Consider the following 26,538-nt stretch of genomic DNA (forward strand, 5'->3'; position numbering starts at 1 on the left):
AACAGCCTGCATGATCCAATGCCGGACTCTTATCGTCCCTTATATATCATTCAAATGATTTATTTGACAAAGACCATATCAATAATGGTATATGAACTATGTCCGATATTCTCTCACAGCGCTTGCAGCCGCGCCACTTCAGCCTCATCAAGGCCATTGCAGATCTGGGCCAGCTCAGTCTGGCTGCGGCAAGCCTCTCCATGACACAGCCCGCCGCTTCACGGATGCTGGCGGAAATAGAAAAAATCGTCGGTGCGACCGTGTTCGTGAGAACGCCCAAGGGAATGGAGGCGACCGAGATCGGCAATGCGCTGGCGCGGCGCGCCGAAACCCTTCTTGAGGAGATCCGCGAGGCGATGCGCGAGGTGGATGCCATCAAGCGCGGCGCCTCCGGCACGGTGCGGGTGGGAGCTGTCACGGGCGGGGCGCTCGGCTATATCGTTCCGGCGATCCGTGCGCTGAAGGCGGAATCACGCATGGCGGAAATTCATGTGGACGTTGCCCCCAGCGGGGCGCTGGTCAGCAATCTCATGTCCGGGCAGTTCGATTTCGTGCTGGGGCGCATTCCCTTCGGCATCGATGCGCGGCAGTTCGATATTCGCCACGCGCTGGCGGAGGAGGTGGACCTCGTGGTGCATCAGCGTCATCCGCTTGCCGGTGTCGGCCGGTTGCATATGGGCGACCTTCAGCATTTTCCCTGGGCCATGCAGGGGCCGGGTGCGCCCATGCGCCAGGCCGTGGAGCACGCCTTTGTCGAGGCGGGCGCCAACCTGCCCGGCGATGTGGTCAATACGACCTCGCTTCTGGTGATGATCGCCATGATCGCCAGTTCCAACGCCATTGCGCCGGTGTCGCGCGAGGTGTCGGATCTGCTTTGTCATCCGGGAACCGGAGCGGGGCTGAGGCGGCTCGATCTCTCCTTGCCCATCAATGTCCTGCCCTACCACATGATCACCTTGAAAAGCCGCAGAATGTCCGCCCTGGCCAGCCGGTTGCAGGATCTGGTGCTTCAGCAGTTTATCAATCGTTAAAACCTGGGGGAAGCCAGGGGGGAAGCGTACCGGAATTGCTGATAAAGGCTTGTTTTCTGCGGTGCAGGGCTTCTACAGTCATCGGCGATCAACATGCCGCGTGGGGGATGCTGCGCGGTGGGAGTGATGGTTCCCGAGGAGGGGCTTTGAATGCCTGGGTGCTTGCTGGAAGCGCGCAGGAGTTCAAGCGTTTGTTGTAACGCATTTCCGGACGGAAAACCGTTTTCCATGTTTCCTGGAAATGCTCTAGGGTCAGGAGGTTGCTGTGAGTATCAAGATTGGCTCGCCGCGCGAGATATTTGCGGGTGAAGCGCGCGTGGCGATGACGCCCGACAGCGCGGTTCAGCTGCAAAAGCTGGGTTATGAATGCGTGATTGAAGCGGGCGCCGGCAAGGCTGCCGGTTTTTCCGACGAGGCTTATCAAAAAGTTGGTGTTTCGGTTGTGGAAGGGGCTGCCGCCCTTTATGCCGCCGCCGACGTCATTGCCAAGGTGCGCCCGCCGGAAAGCTCCGAAGTGCAGCTGCTTGCACCCGGCAAGACGCTGATTTCCTTCTTCTATCCCGCCCAGAACAAGGAGCTTCTGGAACAGGCGAAGGACAAGGGCGCCAATGTCATCGCCATGGATATGGTGCCGCGCATCTCGCGCGCCCAGAAGATGGACGCGCTTTCCTCCATGGCCAATATTGCCGGTTATCGCGCCGTTATCGAGGCGGGTAACAATTTCGGCCGCTTCTTCACCGGTCAGGTGACGGCGGCGGGCAAGATCCCGCCTGCCAAGGTGCTGGTCATCGGCGCAGGCGTTGCCGGTCTTGCTGCCGTCGGCACCAGCGTGTCGCTGGGTGCGATTACCTATGCCTTCGACGTGCGCCCGGAAGTGGCCGAGCAGATCGAAAGCATGGGCGCGGAATTCGTCTTTCTCGATTTCAAGGAACAGCAGCAGGATGGTGCCGCCACCGGCGGCTATGCAGCTCCTTCCTCGCCGGAATTCCGCGAGGCACAGCTCAAGAAATTCCGCGAACTGGCGCCGGAGATCGACATCGTCATTTCCACCGCCCTCATTCCGGGCCGCGATGCGCCGAAGCTGTGGCTGGCAGACATGGTTGCCGCCATGAAGCCGGGCTCGGTAATCGTGGACCTCGCCGCCGAGCGCGGCGGCAATTGCGATCTGACGGTGGCCGACCAGCGCATCGTTTCGGAAAACGGCGTCACCGTCATCGGTTACACCGATTTCCCAAGCCGCATGGCCACCCAGGCCTCGACGCTCTATTCCACCAATATTCGCCATATGATGACCGATCTGACGCCCGGCAAGGACGGCAAGCTCGTTCACAACATGGAAGACGATGTCATTCGCGGCGCAACCGTGACCTTCGAGGGGGCGATTACCTATCCGCCGCCGCCGCCCAAGGTGCAGGCCATTGCCGCCGCCAAGCCGAAGGAAAAGGTGAAGGAGCCGACGCCGGAGGAAAAGCGCGCCAGGGAACTGGCCGATTTCAAGGCCCAGACCAAGAGCCAGGTTCTGCTGCTCGGTATCGGCACGCTGTTGATGCTGATCGTCGGCGCCTATGCGCCGGTCAGCTTCATGAGCCACTTCATCGTGTTCGTGCTGGCCTGCTTCGTCGGCTTCCAGGTGATCTGGAATGTCAGCCATTCTCTGCACACGCCGCTGATGGCGGTGACGAATGCCATTTCCGGCATCGTCATCCTTGGGGCCTTGTTGCAGATCGGCTCCAGCAACTGGCTGGTGGTGATCCTGGCGGCACTGTCGGTTCTGATCGCCACGATCAATATCGTCGGCGGCTTCCTCGTGACACGGCGTATGCTCGCCATGTTCCAGAAGTCTTGAGCCGGGGAGGGGAATTGACATGACTATCGGTATCGTTTCGGCAGCCTATATCGCTGCTGCCGTTCTCTTCATCCTCTCGCTCGGCGGTCTTTCCGGCCAGGAAAGCGCCAAGCGCGCCGTGTGGTATGGCATTGTCGGCATGGGGCTGGCGGTTGTCGCCACGGTCTTCGGTCCGGGCGTCGGCCACTGGTTCATCATTTTGCTGATGCTGGCGGGCGGCGCGGTGCTGGGGCACTTCGTGGCAAGCCGCGTGCAGATGACGGAAATGCCGCAGCTCGTGGCGGCGCTGCACAGCTTCGTCGGTCTGGCTGCCGTGTTCATCGGCTATAATGCCCATATCGAGGAAGCCCATGTGGCGCGCCTCGATGAGGCGGCGCGCAGCGAACTCACCGGCTTTGCGGCCATTCTGGCGCACAAGCTGCCGGTGGAACTGGCCATCATGAAGGTGGAAGTCTTCCTTGGCGTCTTCATCGGCGCTGTCACCTTCACCGGCTCGGTCGTCGCCTTCGGCAAGCTTGCCGGCAAGGTGGATGGCAAGGCCAAGAAGCTGCCGGGCGGCCATTATCTCAATGCCAGCGCGGCGATCCTCTCCTTCCTGCTGCTGCTGCTTTACTGCAACACCGGCACGGTCTGGGCGCTGATCCTGATGACGCTGCTTGCCTTCTTCATCGGCTATCACCTGATCATGGGCATTGGCGGCGCGGACATGCCGGTCGTCGTCTCCATGCTGAATTCCTATTCGGGCTGGGCGGCTGCGGCCATCGGCTTCTCGCTGGGCAATGACCTCTTGATCGTCACCGGCGCGCTGGTCGGCTCTTCGGGCGCGATCCTCTCCTACATCATGTGCAAGGCGATGAACCGCTCCTTCATCTCGGTCATCCTCGGCGGCTTCGGCACGACGACAGGCCCGGCCATGGAGATCACCGGCGAACAGATCGCCATCGATGCCGAAGGCGTGGCCAATGCGCTGAACGACGCCGACAGCATCATCTTCGTGCCGGGCTACGGCATGGCGGTGGCGCAGGCGCAAGGGGCGGTGTCCGAACTCACCCGCAAGCTGCGCGCGGCTGGCAAGAACGTGCGTTTCGCCATCCATCCGGTCGCAGGCCGTCTTCCCGGCCACATGAACGTGCTCCTGGCCGAAGCCAAGGTGCCCTATGACATCGTGATGGAAATGGACGAGATCAATGACGACTTCCCCGAAACGGATGTTGTCATCGTCATCGGCTCCAACGACATCGTAAACCCCGCCGCCGAAGAAGACCCCAACAGCCCGATCGCGGGTATGCCGGTGCTTCAGGTCTGGAAGGCCAAGCAGGTCTTCGTCTCCAAGCGCGGCCAGGGCACCGGCTATTCCGGCATCGAAAACCCGCTGTTCTATAAGGAAAACACGCGGATGTTCTATGGCGATGCCAAGAAGTCGATCAACGAATTGTTGCCGATGATCAAGTGAGATTTGGCGAGTTTGAGAGATGGAAAGCCGGGTGGAAACGCCCGGCTTTTTTGCTTTCCCCTTGCTTTTCAAGGGTAGACGTCGCGCGCCGATGGCGCCTATAAACTATCAAGAACTAAGGTGAGCTAAGGACTTTCTTTTAGTTTTGCCTAGCATTTGTTAGTCTTCGCAGGAGCACGCTATGGATCCGCTTAGAAATCCGTTCTCGCCTGGTGCGGGGTCTCGACCGCCTGAGCTGGCAGGTCGAGAGGATATTGTTTCGGCGGCAAACGTGGCTCTTGGAAGAGTGGTAATGGGCCGGAGTGCGCAGAGCCAGATTTTCCTGGGCCTGCGCGGTACCGGAAAGACGGTATTGCTGAATGAGGTTTTGGAAATTGCTGAACGAACCAATTACGTGACGTCGTTCATCGAAACCCCCGAGAATAAGTCGTTGACGGAAATGCTCTATCCGCAGATGCGCCAAGTTCTGCGTAAGCTATCCAACCTTGAGGCCGCAAAACAAAGCGCCCGGTCCGCATTTCGCGTGCTCCGCAGCTTTGCAGCGACGTTCAAGATCGCAATCGGTGACGTGGAAATTGGCGTCGATCCAGAGGTGGGAACAGCAGACAGCGGAAACCTTGAAATCGACCTTGCCGAAATTTTTGAAGCCGTTGGCAATGCCGCGAAATCGGCGGGAAAAGGTTGGGCATTGCTTATCGACGAGGTGCAATATCTGGACAATGAAGAATTATCTGCGGTCATCGTTGCAGTTCATCGGATGTCGCAGCGAAATTTGCCTGTCATGGTTTTTGCAGGAGGGCTGCCGCAGGTTGCCAAATTATCCGGAGATGCCAAAAGCTATGCGGAACGTCTTTTCGTCTATCCTGAAATAGGGGCATTGGATGCCGATGCTGCGAGAGAAGCCATTCAGAAGCCTCTTCGGAGCGAGGGAGTGGATATCCAGGCGGAAGCGCTGGAGGTCATCATCAATAAGACTGGCGGGTATCCGTTTTTCTTACAGGAATGGGGGCATCATGCCTGGAACACCGCGTCCGACAGCCCAATCACATTAGAGGACGTGCTTAAGGCAAGCCAGAAGGCCTTGGACCGGCTAGACTCCGGATTTTTCCGGGTGAGGCTCGACAGGCTGACGCGAGCAGAAATCGACTATGTCAAAGCCATGGCAGCGCTGGGGAGAGGTCCATATAAGGTCAATGATGTTGCGCAGGCCCTTGGTATGGAGCCTAAAGCACTGGGGCCGAGGCGAGCGAGCATTATAAAAAAAGGGATGATTTATGCGCCTTCCTACGGTGACATAGATTTCACTGTTCCGCTGTTTGATGACTTTTTGCGCCGGACACGATTTTAGAGCAAACACAAAGGCGGGCACCGGACGTTTACGGTGCCACATGTGTGAAGCAAAACGATGAGTGGCATCAATTTTCCATCAAATTCTGACCATCGGCTTCACATCACCGCCCCAACCTGCCAAGGCACAAACTCATTATCCCCCAGCCCCAAAAGCTCTGACTTGGTCTTCTGCCCGGAGGCAGACGCCAGCACGAGGTCGAGGATCTCGCGGCCCTTGTCTTCCACGGAAACGCCGTGGCTGATGATGTCGCCGCAATTTAAGTCCATGTCGTCGGGCATGTCGGCGAAGAGGCGGCTATTGGTGGCGAGTTTGATGGTCGGCGTTGGTTTCGAGCCGAAGGCGGAGCCGCGGCCGGTGGTGAAGACCAGCATTTGCGCGCCGCCGGCGATCTGGCCGGTGGCGGATACCGGATCGTAGCCCGGCGTGTCCATGAAGACGAAGCCGGGCGTGGTGATGCACTCGCCATAGGCCAGCACATCGGTGAGCGGCGTGCTGCCGGCTTTGGCGGATGCGCCGAGCGATTTTTCGAGAATGGTGGTCAGCCCGCCCAGCTTGTTGCCGGGGCTTGGGTTGTTGTCCATCGAGCCGCCATTCATCCGCGTATAGTCTTCCCACCAGCGGATGCGGGCAATCAGTTTGTCACCGACGTCGCGGGAAGCGGCGCGGCGCAGCAGCAATTGTTCGGCGCCGTATATTTCCGGGGTTTCTGACAGGATGACTGTTCCGCCCATGCCCACCAGCAGGTCGGAAGCCACGCCCAGCGCCGGATTGGCGGTAATGCCGGAAAACCCGTCCGAGCCGCCGCATTGCAGGGCAAGCTTCAGTTCCGATGCCGGGATCGGCTCGCGATGCACGGCGTTGACCTCCGGCAGCAGGTTTTGGATATGCTTGACGATCTGGGCAATGGTGGCGGCTGTGCCGCCGCTTTCCTGAATGGTGAGACCGAAGAAGCGGCCTTCATCGGCATTGCCGTAAAGCGCTTTCATCCGGGCAAGCTGCATGACCTCGCAGCCGAGCCCGACAAAGACGGTAGCCCCGACATTCGGATGGGTCGCATAGCCCCACAGCACCCGCTGCAAAAGATCAGCACCTTCACCGCCCGCATCCATGCCGCAGCCGGTGCCATGGGCAAAGGCGGCAACGCCATCCACATTGGGATAATCGGCCAATATGCCGGAGCGGTTGATCTCCTCGGCTGCGCGGCGAATGACGGTGGCGGAACAGTTGACCGTGGCGCAGATGGCGATGAAATTGCGGGTTCCCGCCTGCCCGTTGGCGCGGCGATAGCCCATGAAATGCCGTGGCGCCACCTTGGGAACGGAGGCCAGCGCCTTTTCATAATCGGCGCCCACCTCATAGGTCTGGTCATGGATGCCGAAGGCGCAGTTGTCCACATGCACATGCTCGCCCGCCGCAATCGGGCGGCTGGCATAACCGATCACCTGCCCGAATTTGACGATCGCGCCGCCTGGCGGCACATCGTGAAGCGCGATCTTGTGACCGCGCGCCACCGGATGGTCGAGCGTGACACCAAAACCGAGCGGCTGGCTTCCTGCGGGAGCAGGGCCGGTGAGAATGGCCACGCTGTCCTCAGGATGCAGTCGCAGGGTTTGGGCTGGATCAGGCATGATGGGTGTTTTCGTGGCTAAGCGCGCGGATGACACCGCGCAGTTCGGCCAGGCCACGCAACCGGCCGATCAGCGGATAGCCGGGATGGGTGCCGCTGCCAATATCGCTCAGCAGTTCATGGCCGTGGTCGGGGCGGAAGGGAATATCGGCGTCTTCGCGGCCTTCGTCGCGGCGGCGCTTTTCTTCCGCAAGCAGGGCCGCAATCACCGCCACCATATCCGTGTCGCCATCGAGATGTGCGGCTTCCTGGAAGGAGCCGTCGGCATCCTTGGTAACATTGCGCAGATGGGCGAAATGCACGCGGTCGGCAAAGCGCAGGGCAATGGCGGGAATATCATTCCTGCGGTTTGCGCCGAGCGAGCCGGAGCAAAGCGTCAACCCGTTGGAGCGAGCTTCCTGCTGGCCCATGATCCAGGCAATATCCTCTTCGCAGGACACAATGCGCGGCAGGCCGAGAATGTCGCGCGGCGGATCGTCCGGATGCACGCACATCCTCATGCCGAGGTCTTCTGCGGCGGGAATGATTTCCGCCAGAAAGCGGGCATAATTGGCGCGGATTTCTGCCCGGCCAATGCCGTCATAGCGCTTCAGCGCCTCGCGCAGACCGTTGATGTCGTAACGGTCGAAGGCGCCGGGCAGGCCGGACATGATGCTGTTCAACAGCTTTTGCCGATCGGCCTCCTGCGAGGCATCGAACCAGTCTTTTGCTGCGGCGCGAACCTCGGGCGCATAATCGGCTTCTGCCCCTTCGCGCTCCAGCATGTGGATTTCGAAGGCGGCCATATGCGGCTCGGAAAAGCGCAGCGCCGTGCCGCCGCGTTTTACCGGCGCATCAAGTTGCGTGCGCGTCCAGTCCAGAAGCGGCATGAAATTATAGCAGATCGTCCTGATGCCCGCGGAAGCGAGGTTCTGCATCGACTGCCGGTAGTTGGCAAACAACGTGGATAGGTCGCCTTCGCCGCGCTTGATGTTTTCATGGATCGGCAGGCTTTCCACAACCACCCATTCGAGGTCGAGCCCGGCATTGGCAATCTCGTTGCGCCGCGCAAGGATCGCTTCCTTGCTCCACACTTCGCCATAGGGCACCTCGTGCAGGGCATTGACAATGCCGGTTGCGCCCGTCTGGGCTATTTCGGGCAGGGTGATGCGGTCAAAGGGGCCGTACCAGCGCCAGCTTTCCTTCATGATGGCAGGTCCTTGATGGTATTGAGAGCGCCTTTGTCCTGAAGGCTCTGGTAATGGCGGACGAGAAGGTCTTGCAGCACGGCATTGCCTGCCAGCGCTTCGGGAAAGATTTCCCGCACGGACAGCAGGTTCTTTACCTTGTCGTGGGCGGTTACGCCCGCATCGCTCAACTCTTTCAGCCGGGTGGCCAGCGGGTCGCGCACGTCGATGGCATTGCCCTTTTCATCGACGCCGCCAACATAGCGCATCCAGGCCGCGACAGCCAATGCAAGCCCGGAGATCGGGCGTCCCGCGGCAAGATTTTCGGCGATGGTGCCGAGAATACGTTGCGGCAGCTTTTGCGATCCGTCCATGGCAATCTGCCAGGTGCGGTGGCGAATGGCGGGGTTGCAATAGCGCGTCATCAAGGCGGCGGTGTAATCTGCAAGGCTGACGCCGGGCGGCGCTTTCAGGCCGGGGGTGATTTCCTCGTCCCACAGCCGCCGGCAATAGCGATGGAGAGCGGGATCGGCCACGGTTTCGGCAATGGTTTCCTTGCCGGCGAGATAACCGAGATAGGCAAGCGCGGAATGCGTGCCGTTCAGGCAGCGCAGCTTCATATGTTCGTAGGGCGTGACATTTTCGACCAGCTCCACACCCACCGCGCCGAAATCGGGCCGCAGGCCATCGACGAAGCGATCCTCGACCACCCACTGCCGGAATGGCTCGTGCATGACCGGCGAGAGATCGAGCGCGCCGATCAACGGCACCAGCTTTTCAATGTCTTCCGGCTTGGTTGCGGGCACGATACGATCCACCATTGTGGAGGGAAAGCTGCATTCCGCCTCGATCCAGCGGGCAAGATCCGGGGAAACAGTTTCGGCGAATTCCCGCACGACGCCGCCAACAACCTTGCCGTTTTCCGGCAGGTTGTCGCAGCACAGCACCGTAAAGGGCCGATGTCCGGCGGCGCGGCGGCGTTCCAGCGCCCAGACGAGAAAGCCGATGGCCGAGACCGGCGAACCGGGATGGGAAAGATCGTGGCGAATATCGGCATGGTCGCGGTTGAGCCTGCCGGTTGCCGGTGCGTGGCAATAGCCCTTTTCCGTCACCGTCAGGCTGACGATTTTCACCTTCGGATCGCAGAGCGCCTTCAGCACGGCCTCGGGATTTTCCCGCGCCACCAGCACGCCGTTCAGCACGGTAACGAGGCGTGGTGTTTCGCCTTCCGGGCCAAGCTCCACGGCGGTATAGGCAAAATCCTGCGGGGCCAGCGCGTCGCGCTGGTCGGGCCGCATCAGGCTGACGCCGGTAATGCCCCAGTCTCCGCCGGAGGCCTTCATGGCTTCTTCGATGTAGAGAGCGCCATGGGCGCGAAAGAAAGCGCCAAGCCCAAGGTGAACGATGCCTGTTTGCGCCCGCGCCGTTCCTTGCGGCTTCCGCAGCCGTTGCGCAATGGCGCCCGCCCCGGCGGGTTGCATGGGATCAGCGGGCAAGCCAGCCTCCATCGACATTCAAAATCGCCCCGTGGATATATTTTGCCGCCCTGGAGGCAAGGAACACCGCCGCACCGCCAATATCCTCCGCATCACCCCAGCGCCCGGCGGGAATGCGCTCCAGAATGGCCTTGCTGCGGGCTTCGTCATTGCGCAGGGCTTCGGTATTATTGGTGGAAATATAGCCTGGCGCAATGGCATTGACATTGATGCCTTTGGCGGCCCATTCGTTGGCGAGCAGCTTGGTCAGGCCCGCCACGCCGCTTTTCGAGGCGGTGTAGGACGGCACGCGAATGCCGCCCTGGAAGGATAGCATGGAGGCGATATTGACGATCTTGCCTTCGCCGCTGCGGGCCAGCACGGCCCTGGCAAAAGCCTGGGAGAGAAAGAACACCGCCTTGAGATTGACATCCATGACGGCATCCCAGTCCTCTTCGGTGAAATCCACCGCATCGGCCCGGCGAATGATCCCGGCATTGTTGACCAGAATGTCCACGGGGCCGCGCGATTGAAACACCTCGCGGCCTGCCATGGGATCGGAGAGATCCAGCGTCAACCCCTCGGCCTTGCCGCCTGCCGCGGCAATCAGGGCAAGTGTTTCATCGACGGGCGAGCGCCCTGCGGCGATGATGCTGGCGCCTGCCTTGGCCAGCGACAGGGCAATGGCCTGACCGATGCCGGTATTGGCGCCCGTGACCAGCGCTGTCTTGCCGGTAAGGGAGAAAAGCTCGCTCACTTCAGCATCTCCATCGAAACCATTTCCACGTCCTTGTAATCCACATTATCCCCGGCCATGGCCCAGATGAAGGTGTAGGACGAGGTGCCCGCTCCCGAATGGATGGACCAGGGGGGCGAGATCGCGCCTTCCTCATTGGCGATGACCAGATGGCGGGTTTCGCTCGGCTCGCCCATCAGATGCATGACACGCTGACCTTCGGCGAGATCGAAATAGAGATAGGCCTCCATGCGCCGGTCATGCACATGGGCAGGCATGGTGTTCCAGATCGAGCCCTTGGCAAGCTTGGTCATGCCGACGACAAGCTGGCAGGATTTCATAACGTCCGGATGGACGAACTGATAGATGGTGCGCTCGTTGGAGGTTTCCTGCGCGCCGAGTTTTACCTGCGCGGCGTCATCGATCTTGATCAGGCGCGAAGGATAGGTGTGATGGGCCGGGGCGGAGAGAATGTAGAAGCGGCCCTCGCCGGAAAAGCTGACCTTGCCTGCTCCCATGCCGAGATAGAGCATGTCGCCCTTGCCCATGGCGTAATCGGCATCCGCCGTGACGGTGCCATTGCCGCCGATATTGACGATGACCATTTCGCGCCGGTCGAGAATGGAGGCCGTGCCGCATTCCTTCACCTGGTCAAGCGTCAGCGTGGCGCCCGCCGGAACCGCGCCGCCCACGATCATGCGGTCGTAATGGGTATAGATCAGCCGGATCTCGCCATCGGCAAAAATGCCGCCGACGTGAAAGTGCTTGCGAAGCGCCGTGGTATCGAAACCCTTTGCGGTTTGCGGGTCGATGGCGTGGCGGGTTTCGACGGTCAACATGGTCTGCTCCTGAAAGGTCTGGAAATTTAAAGAAAATCGTCACGGCGCGGCGTGAAGCTGTCGATCAGCACGCCCGCCTGGAGTGCCCGGCAGCCGTGAAAGGCACGCGAGGGAACAACAGCGCTTTTCGACCTGATTGAATCAGATCGGCGCTCTAACATCTTATTTTTGAAGCATAATCTTATCGATCCTCGTTTCGTTCCGGTGGGATTATGCCGTAGATTTAAAGTGTTACAGCGTCCTTTGTGCGTTTGATAAAACGCACGGCGCTGTAGGATGGCCTCGATGGAGGAAAAGCGTCTCTGCTGAATTCCGGTCAATTGCTTTTCTCCCCGGTCAAAGCCTGTAGGCCCGCTTGGCAAGGCCATAGGCAAGCTCCTGGGCAAGGTCGGCCGCCTCGTCCTCCTCGAGGCGGCCGGTGGCGACGAGGGTGGCCAGATAGGCGGCATCCACACGTCGCGCAACGTCGTGACGGGCCGGAATGGAGCAGAAGGCGCGCGTATCGTCGTTGAAGCCAACGGTGTTGTAAAAGCCCGCCGTCTCCGTGGTCTGCTCGCGAAAGCGGCGCATTCCTTCCGGACTGTCGAAGAACCACCAGGCGGGACCGAGTTTCAGGCAGGGATAGGCGCCTGCCAGCGGCGCAAGCTCGCGCGAATAGCTGGTTTCGTCCAGCGTGAAGACAATGACGGAAAGGTCGCGCTCCATGCCCACCGCATCCAGCAGGGGTTTCAGCGCCCGCACGTAATCTGTGCGGGTGGGAATGTCGAAGCCCTTGTCACGCCCATGGCGGGCCATGACGGATGCCGAGTGATTGCGCATCGAGCCGGGGTGGATTTGCAGAACCAGCCCGTCATCCAGGCTCATGCGGGCCATTTCCGTCAGCATATGGCCGCGAAAGGCATCGGCCTCTTCGGGCGTAATGCGGCCCGTCAGCGCCTTGTCGAACAGCAGGCTGGCCTGATCGGGCCTTAGATTTTCGGTGCGCGCGCTGGCATGGCCATGGTCAGAGCTGGTCGCGCCATAGGTTTTGAAAAAGGCGCGGCGGTTGCGGTGCGCGGCGAGATAGCCGGTCCATGTGGTCGCATCCTCGCCCGCAAGCGCGCCGAAGCGTTCGATATTGTCCGCGAAGCCTTCGAATTCTGGATCGACGACCGGATCGGGCCTGTAGGCGGTGATGACGCGGCCCTGCCAGCCGGATTGGCGGATCATCTCATGCCAGTCGAGCGGATCGAGCGGGCTTTCGGTGGTGGCGATGACTTCGATGTTGAAGCGCTCGAACAGCGCGCGCGGCAGAAATTCCGGCTTTTGCAGGCTGTCGGCGATCTGGTCGTAAATCTCGTCCGCCGTCTGGGCCGAAAGACGCTTTTCAATGCCGAAGACATGTTCGAAGGCATGGTCCAGCCACATGCGGCTGGGCGTGGCGCGAAACAGATGAAAGTTTTCGGCAAAGAGCCGCCAGATCGTGCGGCCGTCGGCCTCTGTCTCGCCGCCATCCGCCCTTGGAACGCCAAGCGCTGCCAGATCTATGCCCTGCGAGCAGAGCATCCGGAAAACATAATGATCCGGCACCACGAAAAGCCGGGCGGGATCGGGAAAGGGCTGGTTTTCGGCAAACCAGCGCGGGTCGGTATGGCCGTGCGGGCTGACGATGGGCAGGGCCTTGATGCCGTCATAAAGCGAGCGGGAGAGGGCGCGCAGTCCGGGATCGGCGGGAAAGAGCCTGTCCGGGTGAAGCATGATGGGAGGCCTCCTGCACCTTGATGCCGAAATCATCGGCTCACTCGCTCCCGCCTTTCGGCATGGGTGCGAAACGCTTGCCGATCGTATAGACTGCTCCGTCAGCCGGAGGTGCGAAAATTGCATCCCGCTTTTCGGCACGGCAGGGGATCAGGCTATTCCCAAACGGCTGATAACCTAATATGTTAGTATGCAAAGCAAGTCAACGGAGCTTTCATGGTTGAACCGGCAAGTCTCAAAACCTTCGAGATCGAGCGCCAGCCCTCGGTCACGGATCAGGTTTTCGAGCTTCTCTATCGTCAGGTGGTGGAGTTGCAGCTCCTGCCGGGCTCCAAGCTTTCGGAGGTGGAGGTGGCGCGGCAAATGGGTGTGTCGCGCCAGCCGGTGCGCGATGCCTTTTACCGTCTGTCGCAGCAGGGCTTTCTGCTGATCCGCCCGCAGCGGGCAACGGTGGTCACGCATATTTCCGAGCAGGGCGTTTTGCAGGCGCGCTTCATTCGCACCGCGCTTGAAATGGAAACCGTGCGGGCTGCCGCCGGGCGGCTGACCGAGCAGCAGATCGGCCAGTTGCGCCATCTCGCCGAACGTCAGTCCGAGGCGCTCGATGCGGGCGACAAGATGCGCTTTCACGAGCTGGACGATGAATTTCATCGGCAAATCTGTGTGTTTTCCGGGCATGAATTCGCCTGGACGCTGATCCGCGAAAGCAAGGCGCATATGGATCGGGTGCGTTATCTCAGCCTGTCCTTCGGGGCGCGGTCTGCCTTTGACGACCATCTGGACATCATGGCGGCGCTTGAGGCGGGCGACGGTGAAAAGGCGGCCGCCCACATGCGCCATCACCTGTCGCGCCTGTTGTCGATCATCAGCCGGGTTCGGGAAACGCACGGCCAGTATTTCGCATCGGAATGATCTTTGACCGGAATGATGTCATGACACAAACGCGCATACTCTGCCTTGGCGAATGCATGGTAGAAATGGCCCCCCGCGAGGACGGCGCCTATCTTCGCAATTTCGCAGGCGACAGTTTCAACACCGCCTGGTATCTGCGCCGCCTTCTGCCCGCCGGTTTTTCGGTGGACTATGGCAGCGCGGTCGGCACGGATGCAATCTCGCAGTCCATGCTTGCCTTCATGCAGGCGGCGGGCATCGGCACGGACCATGTGCGCCGCATCGCGGAGCGCACGGTCGGGCTCTACATGATCGAGTTGAAGGATGGCGAGCGCTCCTTCAGCTACTGGCGCGGCCAATCGGCGGCGAAGCTTTTGGCCGAGGACGAGGCGTCGCTCTTGCGAATGATGGAAGGCGCGGGGCTTATCCTGTTTTCCGGCATTACCCTTGCCATTCTCTCTGCCGATCATCGCGGCAATCTTTTGCGGGCACTTGCGCGCGCGCGCGCGGACGGCGCCACCATCGCCTTCGATCCCAATATGCGCCTGAGGCTCTGGGCCGATGCGCGGGAAATGTGCGATGCGGTGATGCGGGCGGCAGCCCATGCCGATGTCGTCCTGCCCTCCTTTGACGAGGATGGCCCGAATTACGGCGATGCCACACCGGAGGAAACCATTGCCCGCTATGCAAAAGGCGGGGCCACGACCGTGGTGGTCAAGAACGGCGCGGGGCGCATCCATGCCTTCGATCTGCGCGAAGGCCATGCCGTTTTCGATCCGGTGCCGGTGACGGCGGTGGTGGATACCACGGCTGCCGGTGACAGTTTCAATGCCGGCTTCCTGTCCGCCCGGCTTGCCGGAAAGGGGCTTGTGGAAAGTCTTTCGGCGGGGGCGGCCCTTTCTGCCTGTGTGATTGCAGCACGCGGTGCGCTCGTGCCCTGATGCTGGCCTGATCCTGCCGTGATCCTGGCCTGTCCGGCTGGCTTCTCCCGAACTTGTGTTGCAGCGCAAATCTTTTTTCTTGAACCGGCCCCGAATTTGGTTCTACGATCTTTCCAAATGGTCAAAAGAGCTTAATTTTCTTCAATGTCAGTGGCTTGTGAATCGTCGCAGCGCTCCCGGAGAGGATGAGCCTTCTTCCAGGCGGCAGCCGTCTGGAGAGGGTGTTACGAGCCATGGAAGCATATCGATCCGGCCAAGGCCGGATTTTTCGGGGTGATGAAGAATGCAACTGGTTTTTGACGGGCATAACGATGTGTTGCTGCGGCTGTGGCGGGCACATGCATCGGGCATCGACCCTGTCCGGCAATTCATCGATGGAACGCGCGACGGCCATATAGATGCCAACCGCGCACGCGCAGGCGGGCTGGCCGGTGGATTGTGCGCCATCTACATTCCCTCCATGCATGATTTCGTGCTGAACGAGCCCGATTCCAGGGGGCATTATGTGACCCCGGTGGACAAGCAGCTCGAACGGGCGCCGTCGCTGGATATTGCCAACCAGATGGCGGCCATTGCGCTGCGCGTGGAGCGGGCGGGCGGATGGCGGCTGTGCCGCAGCACCGCCGATATTCGCGCGGCCTTTGCCGATGACGTTTTTGCCGCCGTTTTGCACATGGAAGGCTGTGAGGCCATCGATGCCGATCTTGCCGCGCTTGAGGTCTTCCATCAGGCGGGACTGCGTTCGCTGGGGCCGGTGTGGAGCCGCCCGAATATTTTCGGCCATGGCGTGCCTTTCGCCTTTCCCATGTCGCCGGATACCGGGCCGGGACTGACGCCGCTTGGCTTTGAACTGGTCAAGGCCTGCGACAGGCTGGGCATTCTGATCGATCTGGCCCACATTACCGAGAAGGGTTTCTGGGATGTGGCCAAGGCCTCTGCCGCGCCGCTGGTGGCCAGCCATTCCAATGCGCACGCGCTGACGCCCGTGGCGCGCAATCTGACCGATCGGCAGCTGGACGCCATTGCCGAGCGCAAGGGCCTTGTCGGGCTGAATTACGCCGTGACCATGCTGCGGCCGGACGGGCGCGATTTTGCCGATACGCCGCTTTCCGATATGGTGCGCCATGTGGATTATCTGGTGAACCGCATGGGCATGGAATGCGTTGCGCTGGGGTCGGATTTCGACGGTTGCACGGTGCCCGCCGCCATCAAGGATGCCAGTGGCAATCAGGCGCTGGTGGAAGCCTTGCGGCAGGCGGGATATGGCGAGGACGACCTTGCCCTGATTTGCCGGGAAAACTGGCTGCGCGTGCTGGGCAATGCCTGGCACGAGCAGGCCGATCGATAAAAACAGTTTACATTGAGGGGAACGAGCATGACCACGACCATTACCCGCCGCACGTTGATGACCACGGCAAGCGCCGTGGCGGCCCTTTCCTTTACCGGACTTCCCAAGGCCTTTGCCGCCACGCCGAAGGATACGCTGGTGGAAGCCTGGGCTTTTGATGACATCATCAGCCTGGATCCGGGCGAGGCTTTCGAGATCTCCGCTGCCGAAGTTACCGGCAATACCTATGATACGCTGGTGAAGCTCAACGTGGCCGATACGTCCACCGTGGCGCCGGGCATTGCCGAAAGCTGGCAGGCATCGGAAGATGGCCTCACCTATACCTTCAAGCTCAAGTCCGGCCTGAAATTCGCCTCAGGCAATCCGATCACGGCCGAGGACGTGGCCTATTCCTTCGAGCGCGCCGTCAAGCTCAACAAGAACCCGGCCTTCATTCTCCAGCAATTCGGCCTGACGGGTGAAAATACTGCGGAAAACGCCAGGGCTGTCGATGCGTCTACCTTCCAGTTCAAGGTGGACAAGCCCTATGCCACCAGCTTCGTGCTGAATTGCCTGACGGCAACGGTTGGCGCCATCGTGGACAAGAAGCTTGTGGCAAGCCATGTGGCCGCCACCACGCCGTCCAAGGACTATCCCTACGACAATGATTTCGGCAATGGCTGGCTGAAAACCAATTATGCCGGTTCCGGACCCTTCAAGCTGCGGGAATGGCGGGCAAACGAGCTGATCGTCCTGGAGCGCAACGACAATTACTATGGCGAAAAGGCCAGGTTGAAGCGCGTTATCTATCGCTTCCTCAAGGAAAGTGCAGGCCAGCGTCTGGCGCTGGAGGCAGGCGATGTCGATGTGGCGCGCAATCTTTCGCCCAATGATTATGCCGCCATCCTCAACGCTAAAAACATCAAGACGGATGCTGCCCAGAAGGGCACGGTCTATTATCTCGGCCTGAACCAGAAGAACCAGTATCTTTCCAAACCGGAAGTGCGCGAAGCCATCAAATATCTGGTGGATTACGATGGTATCGGCGCAACCCTCATCAAGGGCGTTGGCACCATTCACCAGTCCTTTCTGCCCGCCCGTATTCTCGGCTCCGTGGATGACCAGCCCTACAAGCTGAACGTGGCCAAGGCCAAGGAGCTTCTGGAAAAGGCCGGGCTGAAGGACGGCTTCAGCGTGACCATGGATGTGCGCTCCCTTGAGCCGATCACCAGCGTTGCCCAGTCCTTGCAGCAAAGCTTTGCGCAGGCGGGCATCAAGCTGGAGCTCATTCCCGGCGACGGCAAGCAGGTGCTGACCAAATATCGCGCCCGCAATCACGACATTTATATCGGTGACTGGGGCGCGGATTATTGGGATCCCAACTCCAATTCCGAGACCTTCACCAGCAATCCGGACAATTCCGAGACGCCGAAATCCAAGACGCTTGCCTGGCGCAATGCCTGGAACGTGCCGGAACTGACGAAAGAAACGGCTGAGGCGCTGCTGGAACGCGACACGCCGAAGCGCAAGGCGATGTATGAAGACCTGCAACGCAAGGTGCTGGCCGAAGGGCCTTTCGTGGTGCTGTGGCAGAAGACGGAAATTGCCGCCTACCGTGACAACCTCCAGAACTACAAGCTGGGGCCGACCTTCGACAGCAACTTCAAGGCCGGTATTTCCAAGGCGTAAGCGGGAGCGAGCCCTTGGCTTCGACCATGCAGACATCCGGCGGTCGCAGGCGCGGCCGCCAGTCGCGGCGTTTGAAAGCGGTGGCGGGATTTCTCGTCACCGTCGTCACCACTTTTCTTGGCCTTCTGGCCATCACCTTCTTCATCGGCCGGGTCATTCCCATCGATCCGGCGCTGGCCATTCTGGGTGACAGGGCGCCGCAGTCCGTGGTGGAGCAGACGCGCCGCGCCCTCGGCCTTGACCAGCCGCTGTGGTATCAGTTCTGGCTCTATCTGAAGCAGGCGGTTTCAGGGGATTTCGGTGTTTCCGTGCTGACCACCAATCCGGTGATGACGGATATTGCCCGCTTCTTTCCCGCCACCATCGAGCTTGCCACCATCGGCACGCTGATCGGCGCGGCGCTGGGCATTCCGCTCGGGGTGCTGGCGGCGGTCAAGCGCGGCAGCCTTGCCGACCAGTTCGTACGCCTGATCGGTCTCGTCGGCTATTCGGTGCCGATTTTCTGGCTGGGACTTCTGGGCCTGCTGGTATTTTACGCAAAGCTGCAATGGGTGGCCTATCCCGGACGGCTCGATGTCGTCTATGAATATGATCTGGTGCCGGTCACGGGCTTTTATCTCATCGACGCGGCCATGGCGGGGCAGTGGGAGATCCTTTGGGACCTTCTGCGCCACATCATCCTGCCTGCGGCGCTGCTCGGTTATTTTTCGCTTGCCTATATCAGCCGCATGACACGCTCCTTCATGCTGAACGAAATGGCGCAGGAATATGTGGTGGCCGCCCGCGCCAAAGGGCTTTCGGAAACGCGGATCATCTGGTTTCACGCGCTGCGCAATGCCGCCGTGCCGCTGGTGACGGTGGTTGTGCTGTCCTATGCCAGCCTGCTGGAAGGCTCCGTGCTGACGGAGACGATTTTTTCCTGGCCCGGCATCGGCCTTTATCTCACCAATTCCTTGCAGAATGCGGATATGAACGCGGTGCTGGGCTGTACCATCGTGATCGGCTCGGTTTTCATCGCCTTCAATCTTCTGTCCGATCTGCTTTACCGGCTTCTTGATCCAAGGACGCGCCGATGACGAGGTCTTCCGGTCAAACCCTTCGCCAATGGCTGCTGTCGGATCGCCCGCAATCGCGCCGTCAGGCCCGGCTTGGCCGCGCCTATGTGGTCTGGCGGCAGTTTTCCGCAAACCGGCTGGCGCTGGCGGGGCTGGCCATCATCCTGCTTCTGGTGCTTGTGGCGGCCCTGGCCGATGCCATCGCGCTTCACGATCCGCTTCAGGGCAATCTGGCGCAGGCGCGGCTCCTGCCGCCGGGCAGCGATGGCTACTGGCTGGGAACAGACGATCAGGGACGGGATATTTTTGCCCGCCTCGTTCACGGTTCCCGGCTGACCCTGCTGGTAGTGGTGCTGGTGGGCATTATTGCTGCCCCCATCGGGCTCATTGTCGGCACGGTCGCGGGCTATGCGGGGGGCTGGCTCGATGCGGTGCTGATGCGCATCACCGATATTTTCCTCGCTTTTCCCAAGCTCGTCCTGGCGCTGGCGCTGGTTGCAGCGCTCGGTCCCGGCATTGAAAACGCCATTCTTGCCATTGCCGTCACATCCTGGCCGCCCTATGCGCGCATTGCGCGGGCGGAAACGCTGACCTTCCGCAAATCCGACTATATTGCCGCCGTGCAATTGATGGGGGCATCCCCCATGCGCATCGTGCTGCGCCACATCATGCCGCTCTGTCTGTCCTCGGTCATCGTGCGGGTGACGCTGGATATGGCGGGCATCATTCTGACTGCGGCAGGCCTTGGCTTTCTGGGGCTCGGCGCCCAGCCGCCTTTGCCGGAATGGGGCGCGATGATCGCCGACGGGCGGCGGTTCATTCTCGACCAATGGTGGGTGGCGGCCATGCCGGGCATTGCCATTCTCGTCGTCAGCCTTGGTTTCAACCTTTTGGGCGACGGCTTGCGCGATGCGCTGGACCCGAAGGAGGCCGGACAATGACGCCGCTGCTGTCTGTCGAAAACCTCAAGGTTTCCTTTCCCACCCGCACGGGGCTGGTGGAGGCGGTGCGCGGCGTGACCTTCACGCTTGGCCGCGAGCGGCTTGGCATTGTCGGCGAATCCGGGTCCGGCAAATCCCAGACCGGCCGCGCCATCATGGGGCTTACCCCGCCACAGGCCGTGATTTCCGCCGGGCACTTGCGCTTTGGTGAAACCGATCTTCTGGCGCTTTCGCCGCGCGAGCGCCGCAAGCTGCGCGGCAAGCGGCTGGCCATGATCCTTCAGGATCCGAAATATTCCCTCAATCCGGTGATGACCATTGGCCGCCAGATCGTGGAAACGCTTCTGACGCATGAAAGGCTTTCGGGCCGGGAGGCTCGCGCAAGGGCGCTTGCCATGCTGGAGGCGGTGAAAATCCGTGATCCGGAGCGGGTGTTCGGCCTTTATCCGCACGAGGTTTCCGGCGGCATGGGCCAGCGCGTGATGATTGCCATGATGCTGGTGTGCGGGCCGGAACTTCTGATTGCCGACGAGCCGACCTCGGCGCTGGATGTGACGGTGCAGCTGGAAGTGCTGGACATTCTGAACGGTCTGGTGCGGGAAAGGGGCATGGGGCTGATCTTCATTTCCCATGATCTGCGGCTGGTGTCGTCCTTTTGCGACCGGGTTCTGGTGATGTATGCGGGCCGGGTGGTGGAGGAACTGGCCGCGGCCAATCTCGCCGAGGCCCGGCACCCTTATACGCAGGGCCTGCTGCATTGCCTGCCGAGCCTTGAAAGCGACCGGCATCCCCTGCCGGTGCTGATGCGCCGCAAGGAGTGGTCGCTATGACGCCTATTCTGACAGTGGACGGCATTTCGGTGTGGTTCGATGATTTCGCCGCACTCAAGCAGGTGAGCCTGAGCGTTGCAGCGGGCGAGAGCTTTGGTCTGGTCGGGGAATCGGGTTCGGGAAAATCCACCCTGCTGCGCGCCATTGCCGGGCTGAACGCCTTCGAAAGCGGCCTGTTGAGCGTCGATGGTCTGGCCTATTCCGACGCAAGCCGCACCAAGGCGTTTTACCGCAAAGTGCAGATGGTGTTTCAGGACCCTTACGGTTCGCTGCACCCGCGCCAGACTGTAGACCGCCTGCTGCTGGAACCGTTGCTGATCCACGGCTTCGACGATGTGGACCGCCGCATTTCCCGCGCGCTCGACGAGGTGGGGCTGGGCAGCGGATTCCGGTTTCGCTATTCGCACCAGCTTTCCGGCGGCCAGCGCCAGCGCGTGGCGATTGCGCGCGCCCTGATCTTGGAGCCGAAAATCCTGTTGCTCGATGAGCCGACGTCGGCGCTCGATGCCTCGATCCAGGCCGAAATCCTCAACCTTCTGGAAGAGATGCGCAAGCAGCGCGGCCTGACCTTTCTGATGGTCAGCCACGACCTTGCCGTCATCAGCCATATGTGCGACCGGCTGGCCGTGATGCGCGGCGGCGAAGTGGTGGAAACGCTGACGGTGGAGCAATTGCGCCACCGCGAGGTCAGCGCCGATTATACCCGCCAGCTCATGGTGGCAAGCGAAGGGTTCCGCAGGGCTTGATCCCTCACTGTCGCCTGAAAATATCGCGCCAGGCGGCTTGCGCATCCGCATAAGGCAAGCGCGTGGCTTCATAAACGCCGCGTGCCACGGCGCGCGCCATGGTCTGGGTGGCGAGGTGGCAAATTTCCATGAAGTCCGTGGGCTCACGCTGCGGCTTTTCGCCGGTCGCGGCCGCAAAGATCGTATCGCCATCGGCGGCAAGATGGGCCGGAAGCACGGCGCGGGCAAGCCCGTCATGGGCCAGAAGCGATAGCCGGTGCGCCTCGGCCTTGGTGAGGACGGCATCGGTGACGATGGCGCCGATCGTGGTTGCGGTGAGCGTCACGCCCTTGGCGCGCAGGGCCAGATGGCCGGAGGAGAATTTCTGCGGCAGGCCAAGCCCGCCAAATTCCGCCTGCTGCTCGAAGGGGGCCGCCCAGAAATGCGGGGTGTCACCCACCGTGGCAGACCCCATGGCATTGACGGCAACGAGGGCTGCCACGATATGGCCGTTGCGGGTCACGGCGCTGGCAGAGCCAAGCCCGCCTTTCACGGTTGCGGTGGTGGCGCCCGTGCCTGCTCCCACACTGCCCAGCGCAAAGCCGCCCTTTTCAGCGGCCGTGAAAGCCTGATAGCCCAAATCCCGATAGGGCGAATGCAGGCCCCAATCCTTGTTGCCGCCATTGAGAAGATCCATCAGGATCGCCTGTGGCACGATGGGCACGCGCGCCGCTCCCACCGCCAGTCCGCGTCCTTTTTCCCGCAATCCGGCCTGCACGCCGCCCGCGGCATCCAGCCCGAAGGCCGAACCGCCGGAAAGCACCAGCGCATCCACCCGTTGAACCGTCATGGCCGGATCGAGAAGGGCAGTATCGCGCCCGCCCGGCGCGCCGCCCAGAACGGTGCCGGAAGCAATCGCCGGTTCGTCGAAGACGATGACGGTGACGCCTGAGCCCAGCGCAAGATCGGTGGCATGGCCCACGGCAAGTCCGGCAATGTCGGTGAGCAGGTTGAGCCCGCGCATCTTTGATCCCTTTGCGTGTTGCTCGTTTGCAAGTTTGACTCATGTCAAGGCGAGAGGCGGCCTGCTGGCGGAAACTCGCCTCTGCCCATTCCTTCCACTATCTTTCAGGCCTGAATTTCATGCGCAAGATTTTCTTTATTCTTCCTGTCCTTCTTGTCGCGGCGGGTGGGGCCACTGCCTATCTCAAATTCCATAAGCGCGATGTGTTGCCGCCTGGGATTGCCATGGGCAATGGCCGCATCGAGGCAACGGAAGTGGATGTGGCGACGAAATTTGCCGGTCGGGTGCTGTCCGTCGAGGTGGGAGAGGGCGATCTGGTCAAAAAGGGGCAGATTCTGGCGCGTATCGATGCCGCCGACATCGAGAGCCAGTTGCGTGCGGCGCGCGCCAAGGTCAATGAGGCCGAACAGAGCCGGGATGCGGCGGCCTACAAGCTGGCGCAGGCTGAAAGCCAGTATGTGCTGGCCGACAAGGATCTCGAGCGCCAGCTCGTGCTTTTGGGCAAGGGCTTCGTGTCCGAGCAGACTGTCGATAGTCAGCGCATGACGCGCGATAGCGCCAGAGCGGCCATGTCGGCGGCCGAGAGCGGGCTTAACAGCGTGAAGGCAACGGTGGAAAGCGCCAGCGCCGATGCCGAGCGCATCGCCCGGACCTTGGCGGATGCCACGCTGACGGCGCCCAAGGATGGCCGGGTTCTCTATCGTCTGGCCGAACCGGGGGAAGTGTTGGCGGCGGGCGGCAAGGTGCTGACGCTGCTTGATCTTTCCGATGTCTATATGACCGTTTTCCTGCCATCGGCAGAGGCGGGGCGCACCGCGCTTGGCGCTGAGGGACGCATCGTGCTGGATATGGCGCCAGACCATACGGTGCCGGGAACCGTCTCCTTCGTCTCGCCGCAGGCGCAATATACGCCCAAGCAGGTGGAGTTGCGCAGCGAGCGCGACCGGCTGATGTTCCGCGTGAAGATTTCGGTGCCGCAGGATCTCGTGCGCAAATATCTGCCGCTGGTCAAAACCGGCGTGACGGGGGTGGGCTATATCAAGACCGATCCCGCCACGATCTGGCCGGAAAGGCTGGAATCCGATCTGACGCGCCCGGCGCAGCCATAGGTGCGCCATGGCGGTGGAAACGGGTTTCGCAGTCGAGCTGGAGAATGTCGGGCATGTTTTTGGCAAAACGGTTGCGCTGCGGCCGCTGACCCTTTCTCTGGCGGCTGGCAGGCGGCTGGCAATCGTCGGTCCGGACGGGGTGGGGAAATCGACCCTGCTGGCGCTGATTGCCGGGGTGAAAAGGCTTCAGACCGGCAGGCTTTCCGTGCTTTCGGCCAATATGGCCTTGCCGCGAAGCCGCAGTCTGGTGCAGCCGCGCATTGCCTATATGCCGCAGGGGCTGGGCAAAAACCTGTATCCCAACCTGACGGTCGCTGAAAATATCGATTTCTTCGGCAGGCTGTTCGGGCACGGCGCTGCGGAGCGGGCGCGGCGCAGCGCCGTGCTGATGCAGGCAACGGGACTTTCTCCCTTCGCGGACAGGCTGATGGGCAAGCTTTCCGGCGGCATGAAGCAGAAGCTCGGCCTTTGCTGCGCGCTGGTGCATGACCCGGACCTGCTGCTGCTGGATGAGCCGACCACCGGCGTCGATCCGCTCTCGCGGCGGCAGTTCTGGGATCTGGTCGAGACAATCCATTCGGCGCGTCCGGGGTTGACCGTCATCACCGCAACCTCCGACATGCAGGAGGCGGAACGTTTCGAGCGTGTGGTGATGATCGATGACGGCGCCATTCTTGCCGATGGCACGCCGGAAATGCTGAAGGAAAGGACGGCAGCGGCAAGCCTGGAGGCGGCCTTCATCTCACTTCTGCCGGAGGAAAAGCGACAGGGCTATCAGCCGGACAGGCCGCGACCCGCTCTTTCCCCTTCGGCCGAGATTGCCATCGAGGCCCATGGGCTCACCCGGACATTCGGTGCCTTCACCGCTGTCGATCATGTCGATCTTTCCATCGCGAAGGGCGAGATTTTCGGCTTTCTCGGCTCGAATGGCAGCGGCAAATCGACAACGATGAAAATGCTGACCGGGCTTTTGCCGATGAGTGAAGGCCAGGCACGGCTCTTTGGTGCGCCGGTCGATCCCAGGGACATCGAAGCACGGCGGCGGGTGGGCTATATGTCCCAGGGCTTTTCGCTTTATGGCGAATTGACCGTCCGGCAGAATCTCGACCTTCATGCCGCTATTTTCGACCTGACGGGCGAGGTGGCGAAGGCGCGCATTGAGGATCTGGTCGCGCGTTTCGGACTTCGGCCCTATCTCGATCAGGTTTCCGAGGCTCTGCTGCTGGGGGTGCGCCAGCGGCTGCAATTGGCCGTGGCGCTCATACATGCGCCCGATATTCTGATTCTGGACGAACCCACCTCCGGCGTCGATCCCATTGCGCGGGACGTGTTCTGGAACGATCTCGTCCGGCTCTCACGCGAAAGCGGCGTGACGATCTTCATCTCCACGCATTTCATGGCCGAGGCCGAGCGCTGCGATCGCATCGCTTTCATGCATGGCGGCAGGGTAATTGCTACGGGCGCACCCGATATGCTGAAGGCGCAGACGCGAACCGGGAGCCTCGACGATGCCTTCATCACCTTCATGCACCGGGGTGGCCGGGATGTGGGTGACAGCACCGATACCGCGGGCTTTTCGCCGGAATCCGGTCCTGCCAAGACGCCATCGCCCTTGTTTACTGGCTTCTCACCGGGGCGGCTTCTTGCCTATAGCCGCCGGGAGGCCATGGAATTGATGCGGGACCGGATCCGTCTCGGTTTCGCCCTTCTCGGCACGGCCTTTCTGATGCTGATCTTCAGCTATGGGCTGACGCTCGATGTCGATCATCTGAAATTTTCTGTGCTGGACAGGGATCGCAGCACGGAAAGCCGGACCTATATCGATGCCTATGCCGCATCCTCTGCCTTTACGGCGGCAGGCCGGGTTGACGATGAGGCGCAACTCATCGCCGCATTGAGGGGCAACCACGCCATGCTGGCGCTGGACATTCCGCAAAACTTCGGCGCGGATCTTCGTGCCGGGCGAACGCCGACAGTGATGGTGACGCTGGATGGTGCCATGCCCTTTCGCGCGGAAACGGCATTGGGCTATGTTTCCGGGGTGCATCAACGCTACCTTCAGGAACAGGCGTTGCTGGCCGGGCGAGAGGTGAAGGCCGCCGCATCGGTGGAGATGCGTTATCGCTACAATCAGGCCTTTTTGTCCATAGAGGCCATGGTGCCCGCGGTGATCGGGCTGTTGCTGGTTTTCATTCCCTCGATCCTGACCGCACTTGGCGTGGTGTCGGAGAAGGAAATGGGCTCGATCAGCAATCTCTATGTCACGCCGGTGACGAAGCTGGAATTCCTGCTGGGCAAGCAATTGCCCTATGTGGCGGTGGGACTTGTCAACTTCGTCATTCTGGTCGCAATGGCGGTCTGGTTGTTCGGCGTGCCGCTCAAGGGTTCCTTCCTCGGGCTGTCGCTGGTGGCCTTTGTTTATGTTCTGGCAACCACGGCCATTGGCATTTTCAGTTCCACCTTCACGTCAACACAGGTGGCCGCCCTTTTCGTCACGGCCATTGGCGTGATGATGCCGGCCACGCAGTTTTCCGGTCTGTTGCAGCCGGTCTCTACGCTGGAAGGCGCAGGCCGCGCAATCGGCATTGTCTTTCCCACCACCTATTTCATGCGCGCCAGCGTTGGCGGTTTTACCAAGGGGCTGGGCTTTGCCGATCTTGCGGCCTTCATCTGGCCGCTTGCCCTTTGCTGGGTGGTCACGCTTTCGGCGGGCTGGCTCTTTCTTCGCAAGCAGGAGGCCTGAGA

The 26,538-nt window shown here is 61.1% G+C and carries 21 protein-coding genes; 14 read left to right on the plus strand and 7 right to left on the minus strand.

The window, feature by feature from the left end:
- Positions 1–98: 98 nt before the first annotated feature.
- From T424_RS0111150 to T424_RS0111165, 4 genes are all read left to right on the plus strand, one after another.
- Positions 99–1,031 carry a LysR family transcriptional regulator gene (locus tag T424_RS0111150; protein ID WP_027487802.1) on the plus strand — a complete coding sequence of 311 codons (933 nt, stop codon included), beginning with the start codon at positions 99–101 and terminating at the stop codon, positions 1,029–1,031.
- Positions 1,032–1,302: 271 nt separating this feature from the next.
- On the plus strand, positions 1,303–2,877 hold the full coding sequence (locus tag T424_RS0111155) for a Re/Si-specific NAD(P)(+) transhydrogenase subunit alpha (protein WP_027487803.1): 1,575 nt from the start codon (positions 1,303–1,305) through the stop codon (positions 2,875–2,877).
- 19 nt (positions 2,878–2,896) lie between these two features.
- The gene (locus tag T424_RS0111160; RefSeq protein ID WP_027487804.1) at positions 2,897–4,330 is read left to right on the plus strand and encodes an NAD(P)(+) transhydrogenase (Re/Si-specific) subunit beta; all 1,434 of its coding nucleotides are present in this window, start codon (positions 2,897–2,899) and stop codon (positions 4,328–4,330) included.
- A gap of 181 nt (positions 4,331–4,511) precedes the next feature.
- A complete protein-coding gene (locus T424_RS0111165; RefSeq protein ID WP_027487805.1) occupies positions 4,512–5,678 on the plus strand; it encodes an ATP-binding protein in 1,167 nt (388 codons plus the stop codon).
- Positions 5,679–5,776: 98 nt separating this feature from the next.
- Here T424_RS0111165 and T424_RS0111170 read toward each other — a convergent pair whose 3' ends face one another.
- The 6 genes from T424_RS0111170 to uxaC form a co-directional block, all read right to left on the minus strand.
- Positions 5,777–7,309 (minus strand): UxaA family hydrolase, encoded by a 1,533-nt coding sequence (locus T424_RS0111170; protein ID WP_027487806.1) that lies wholly within the window; start codon positions 7,307–7,309, stop codon positions 5,777–5,779.
- A complete protein-coding gene (gene uxuA / locus T424_RS0111175) occupies positions 7,302–8,495 on the minus strand; it encodes a mannonate dehydratase (RefSeq protein ID WP_027487807.1) in 1,194 nt (397 codons plus the stop codon). The genes T424_RS0111170 and uxuA overlap by 8 nt, the downstream gene beginning before the upstream one ends.
- Positions 8,492–9,982: a mannitol dehydrogenase family protein gene (locus T424_RS0111180; protein ID WP_027487808.1), complete on the minus strand. Its 1,491-nt coding sequence runs from the start codon at positions 9,980–9,982 to the stop codon at positions 8,492–8,494. Before T424_RS0111180 ends, uxuA begins: the two co-directional genes overlap by 4 nt.
- Positions 9,960–10,706, minus strand: coding sequence for a 2-dehydro-3-deoxy-D-gluconate 5-dehydrogenase KduD (gene kduD, locus T424_RS0111185; protein ID WP_027487809.1), 747 nt, complete (start codon positions 10,704–10,706; stop codon positions 9,960–9,962). The genes T424_RS0111180 and kduD overlap by 23 nt, the downstream gene beginning before the upstream one ends.
- Positions 10,703–11,524 carry a 5-dehydro-4-deoxy-D-glucuronate isomerase gene (gene kduI / locus T424_RS0111190; protein WP_027487810.1) on the minus strand — a complete coding sequence of 274 codons (822 nt, stop codon included), beginning with the start codon at positions 11,522–11,524 and terminating at the stop codon, positions 10,703–10,705. The genes kduD and kduI overlap by 4 nt, the downstream gene beginning before the upstream one ends.
- 336 nt (positions 11,525–11,860) lie before the next feature.
- A complete protein-coding gene (gene uxaC / locus T424_RS0111195) occupies positions 11,861–13,261 on the minus strand; it encodes a glucuronate isomerase (RefSeq protein WP_027487811.1) in 1,401 nt (466 codons plus the stop codon).
- A gap of 216 nt (positions 13,262–13,477) precedes the next feature.
- Between uxaC and T424_RS0111205 the strand changes: the two genes are divergently transcribed.
- The 8 genes from T424_RS0111205 to T424_RS0111240 all read left to right on the plus strand — a co-directional run bounded on the left by T424_RS0111205 (position 13,478) and on the right by T424_RS0111240 (position 21,681).
- Entirely contained in the window at positions 13,478–14,173 is a 696-nt protein-coding gene (locus tag T424_RS0111205; RefSeq protein ID WP_027487813.1) for a GntR family transcriptional regulator, read from the plus strand.
- Between the two features lie 20 nt (positions 14,174–14,193).
- Positions 14,194–15,093 carry a sugar kinase gene (locus T424_RS0111210; RefSeq protein WP_027487814.1) on the plus strand — a complete coding sequence of 300 codons (900 nt, stop codon included), beginning with the start codon at positions 14,194–14,196 and terminating at the stop codon, positions 15,091–15,093.
- Between the two features lie 283 nt (positions 15,094–15,376).
- Positions 15,377–16,441, plus strand: coding sequence for a dipeptidase (locus T424_RS0111215; protein ID WP_027487815.1), 1,065 nt, complete (start codon positions 15,377–15,379; stop codon positions 16,439–16,441).
- Positions 16,442–16,468: 27 nt separating this feature from the next.
- Positions 16,469–18,109 (plus strand): ABC transporter substrate-binding protein, encoded by a 1,641-nt coding sequence (locus T424_RS0111220; RefSeq protein WP_027487816.1) that lies wholly within the window; start codon positions 16,469–16,471, stop codon positions 18,107–18,109.
- A 26-nt stretch (positions 18,110–18,135) separates the two neighbouring features.
- Positions 18,136–19,185 carry an ABC transporter permease gene (locus T424_RS0111225; RefSeq protein WP_037067453.1) on the plus strand — a complete coding sequence of 350 codons (1,050 nt, stop codon included), beginning with the start codon at positions 18,136–18,138 and terminating at the stop codon, positions 19,183–19,185.
- On the plus strand, positions 19,182–20,105 hold the full coding sequence (locus tag T424_RS0111230) for an ABC transporter permease (RefSeq protein WP_027487818.1): 924 nt from the start codon (positions 19,182–19,184) through the stop codon (positions 20,103–20,105). The genes T424_RS0111225 and T424_RS0111230 overlap by 4 nt, the downstream gene beginning before the upstream one ends.
- A complete protein-coding gene (locus tag T424_RS0111235) occupies positions 20,102–20,935 on the plus strand; it encodes an ABC transporter ATP-binding protein (RefSeq protein ID WP_027487819.1) in 834 nt (277 codons plus the stop codon). Before T424_RS0111230 ends, T424_RS0111235 begins: the two co-directional genes overlap by 4 nt.
- A complete protein-coding gene (locus T424_RS0111240) occupies positions 20,932–21,681 on the plus strand; it encodes an ABC transporter ATP-binding protein (RefSeq protein ID WP_027487820.1) in 750 nt (249 codons plus the stop codon). The genes T424_RS0111235 and T424_RS0111240 overlap by 4 nt, the downstream gene beginning before the upstream one ends.
- 4 nt (positions 21,682–21,685) lie before the next feature.
- On the opposite strand, the gene T424_RS0111245 is transcribed toward T424_RS0111240, so the two are convergent.
- Positions 21,686–22,684 carry a P1 family peptidase gene (locus T424_RS0111245; protein ID WP_027487821.1) on the minus strand — a complete coding sequence of 333 codons (999 nt, stop codon included), beginning with the start codon at positions 22,682–22,684 and terminating at the stop codon, positions 21,686–21,688.
- Between the two features lie 41 nt (positions 22,685–22,725).
- Here T424_RS0111245 and T424_RS0111250 point away from each other — a divergent pair, with 41 nt between their 5' ends.
- The gene (locus T424_RS0111250; RefSeq protein ID WP_245269522.1) at positions 22,726–23,793 is read left to right on the plus strand and encodes an HlyD family secretion protein; all 1,068 of its coding nucleotides are present in this window, start codon (positions 22,726–22,728) and stop codon (positions 23,791–23,793) included.
- Between the two features lie 7 nt (positions 23,794–23,800).
- A complete protein-coding gene (gene rbbA / locus T424_RS20790) occupies positions 23,801–26,536 on the plus strand; it encodes a ribosome-associated ATPase/putative transporter RbbA (protein WP_051558936.1) in 2,736 nt (911 codons plus the stop codon).
- Positions 26,537–26,538 lie beyond the last annotated feature (2 nt).

The sequence above is a fragment of the Allorhizobium undicola ORS 992 = ATCC 700741 genome (assembly GCF_000621665.1).
Taxonomy (GTDB): domain Bacteria; phylum Pseudomonadota; class Alphaproteobacteria; order Rhizobiales; family Rhizobiaceae; genus Allorhizobium; species Allorhizobium undicola.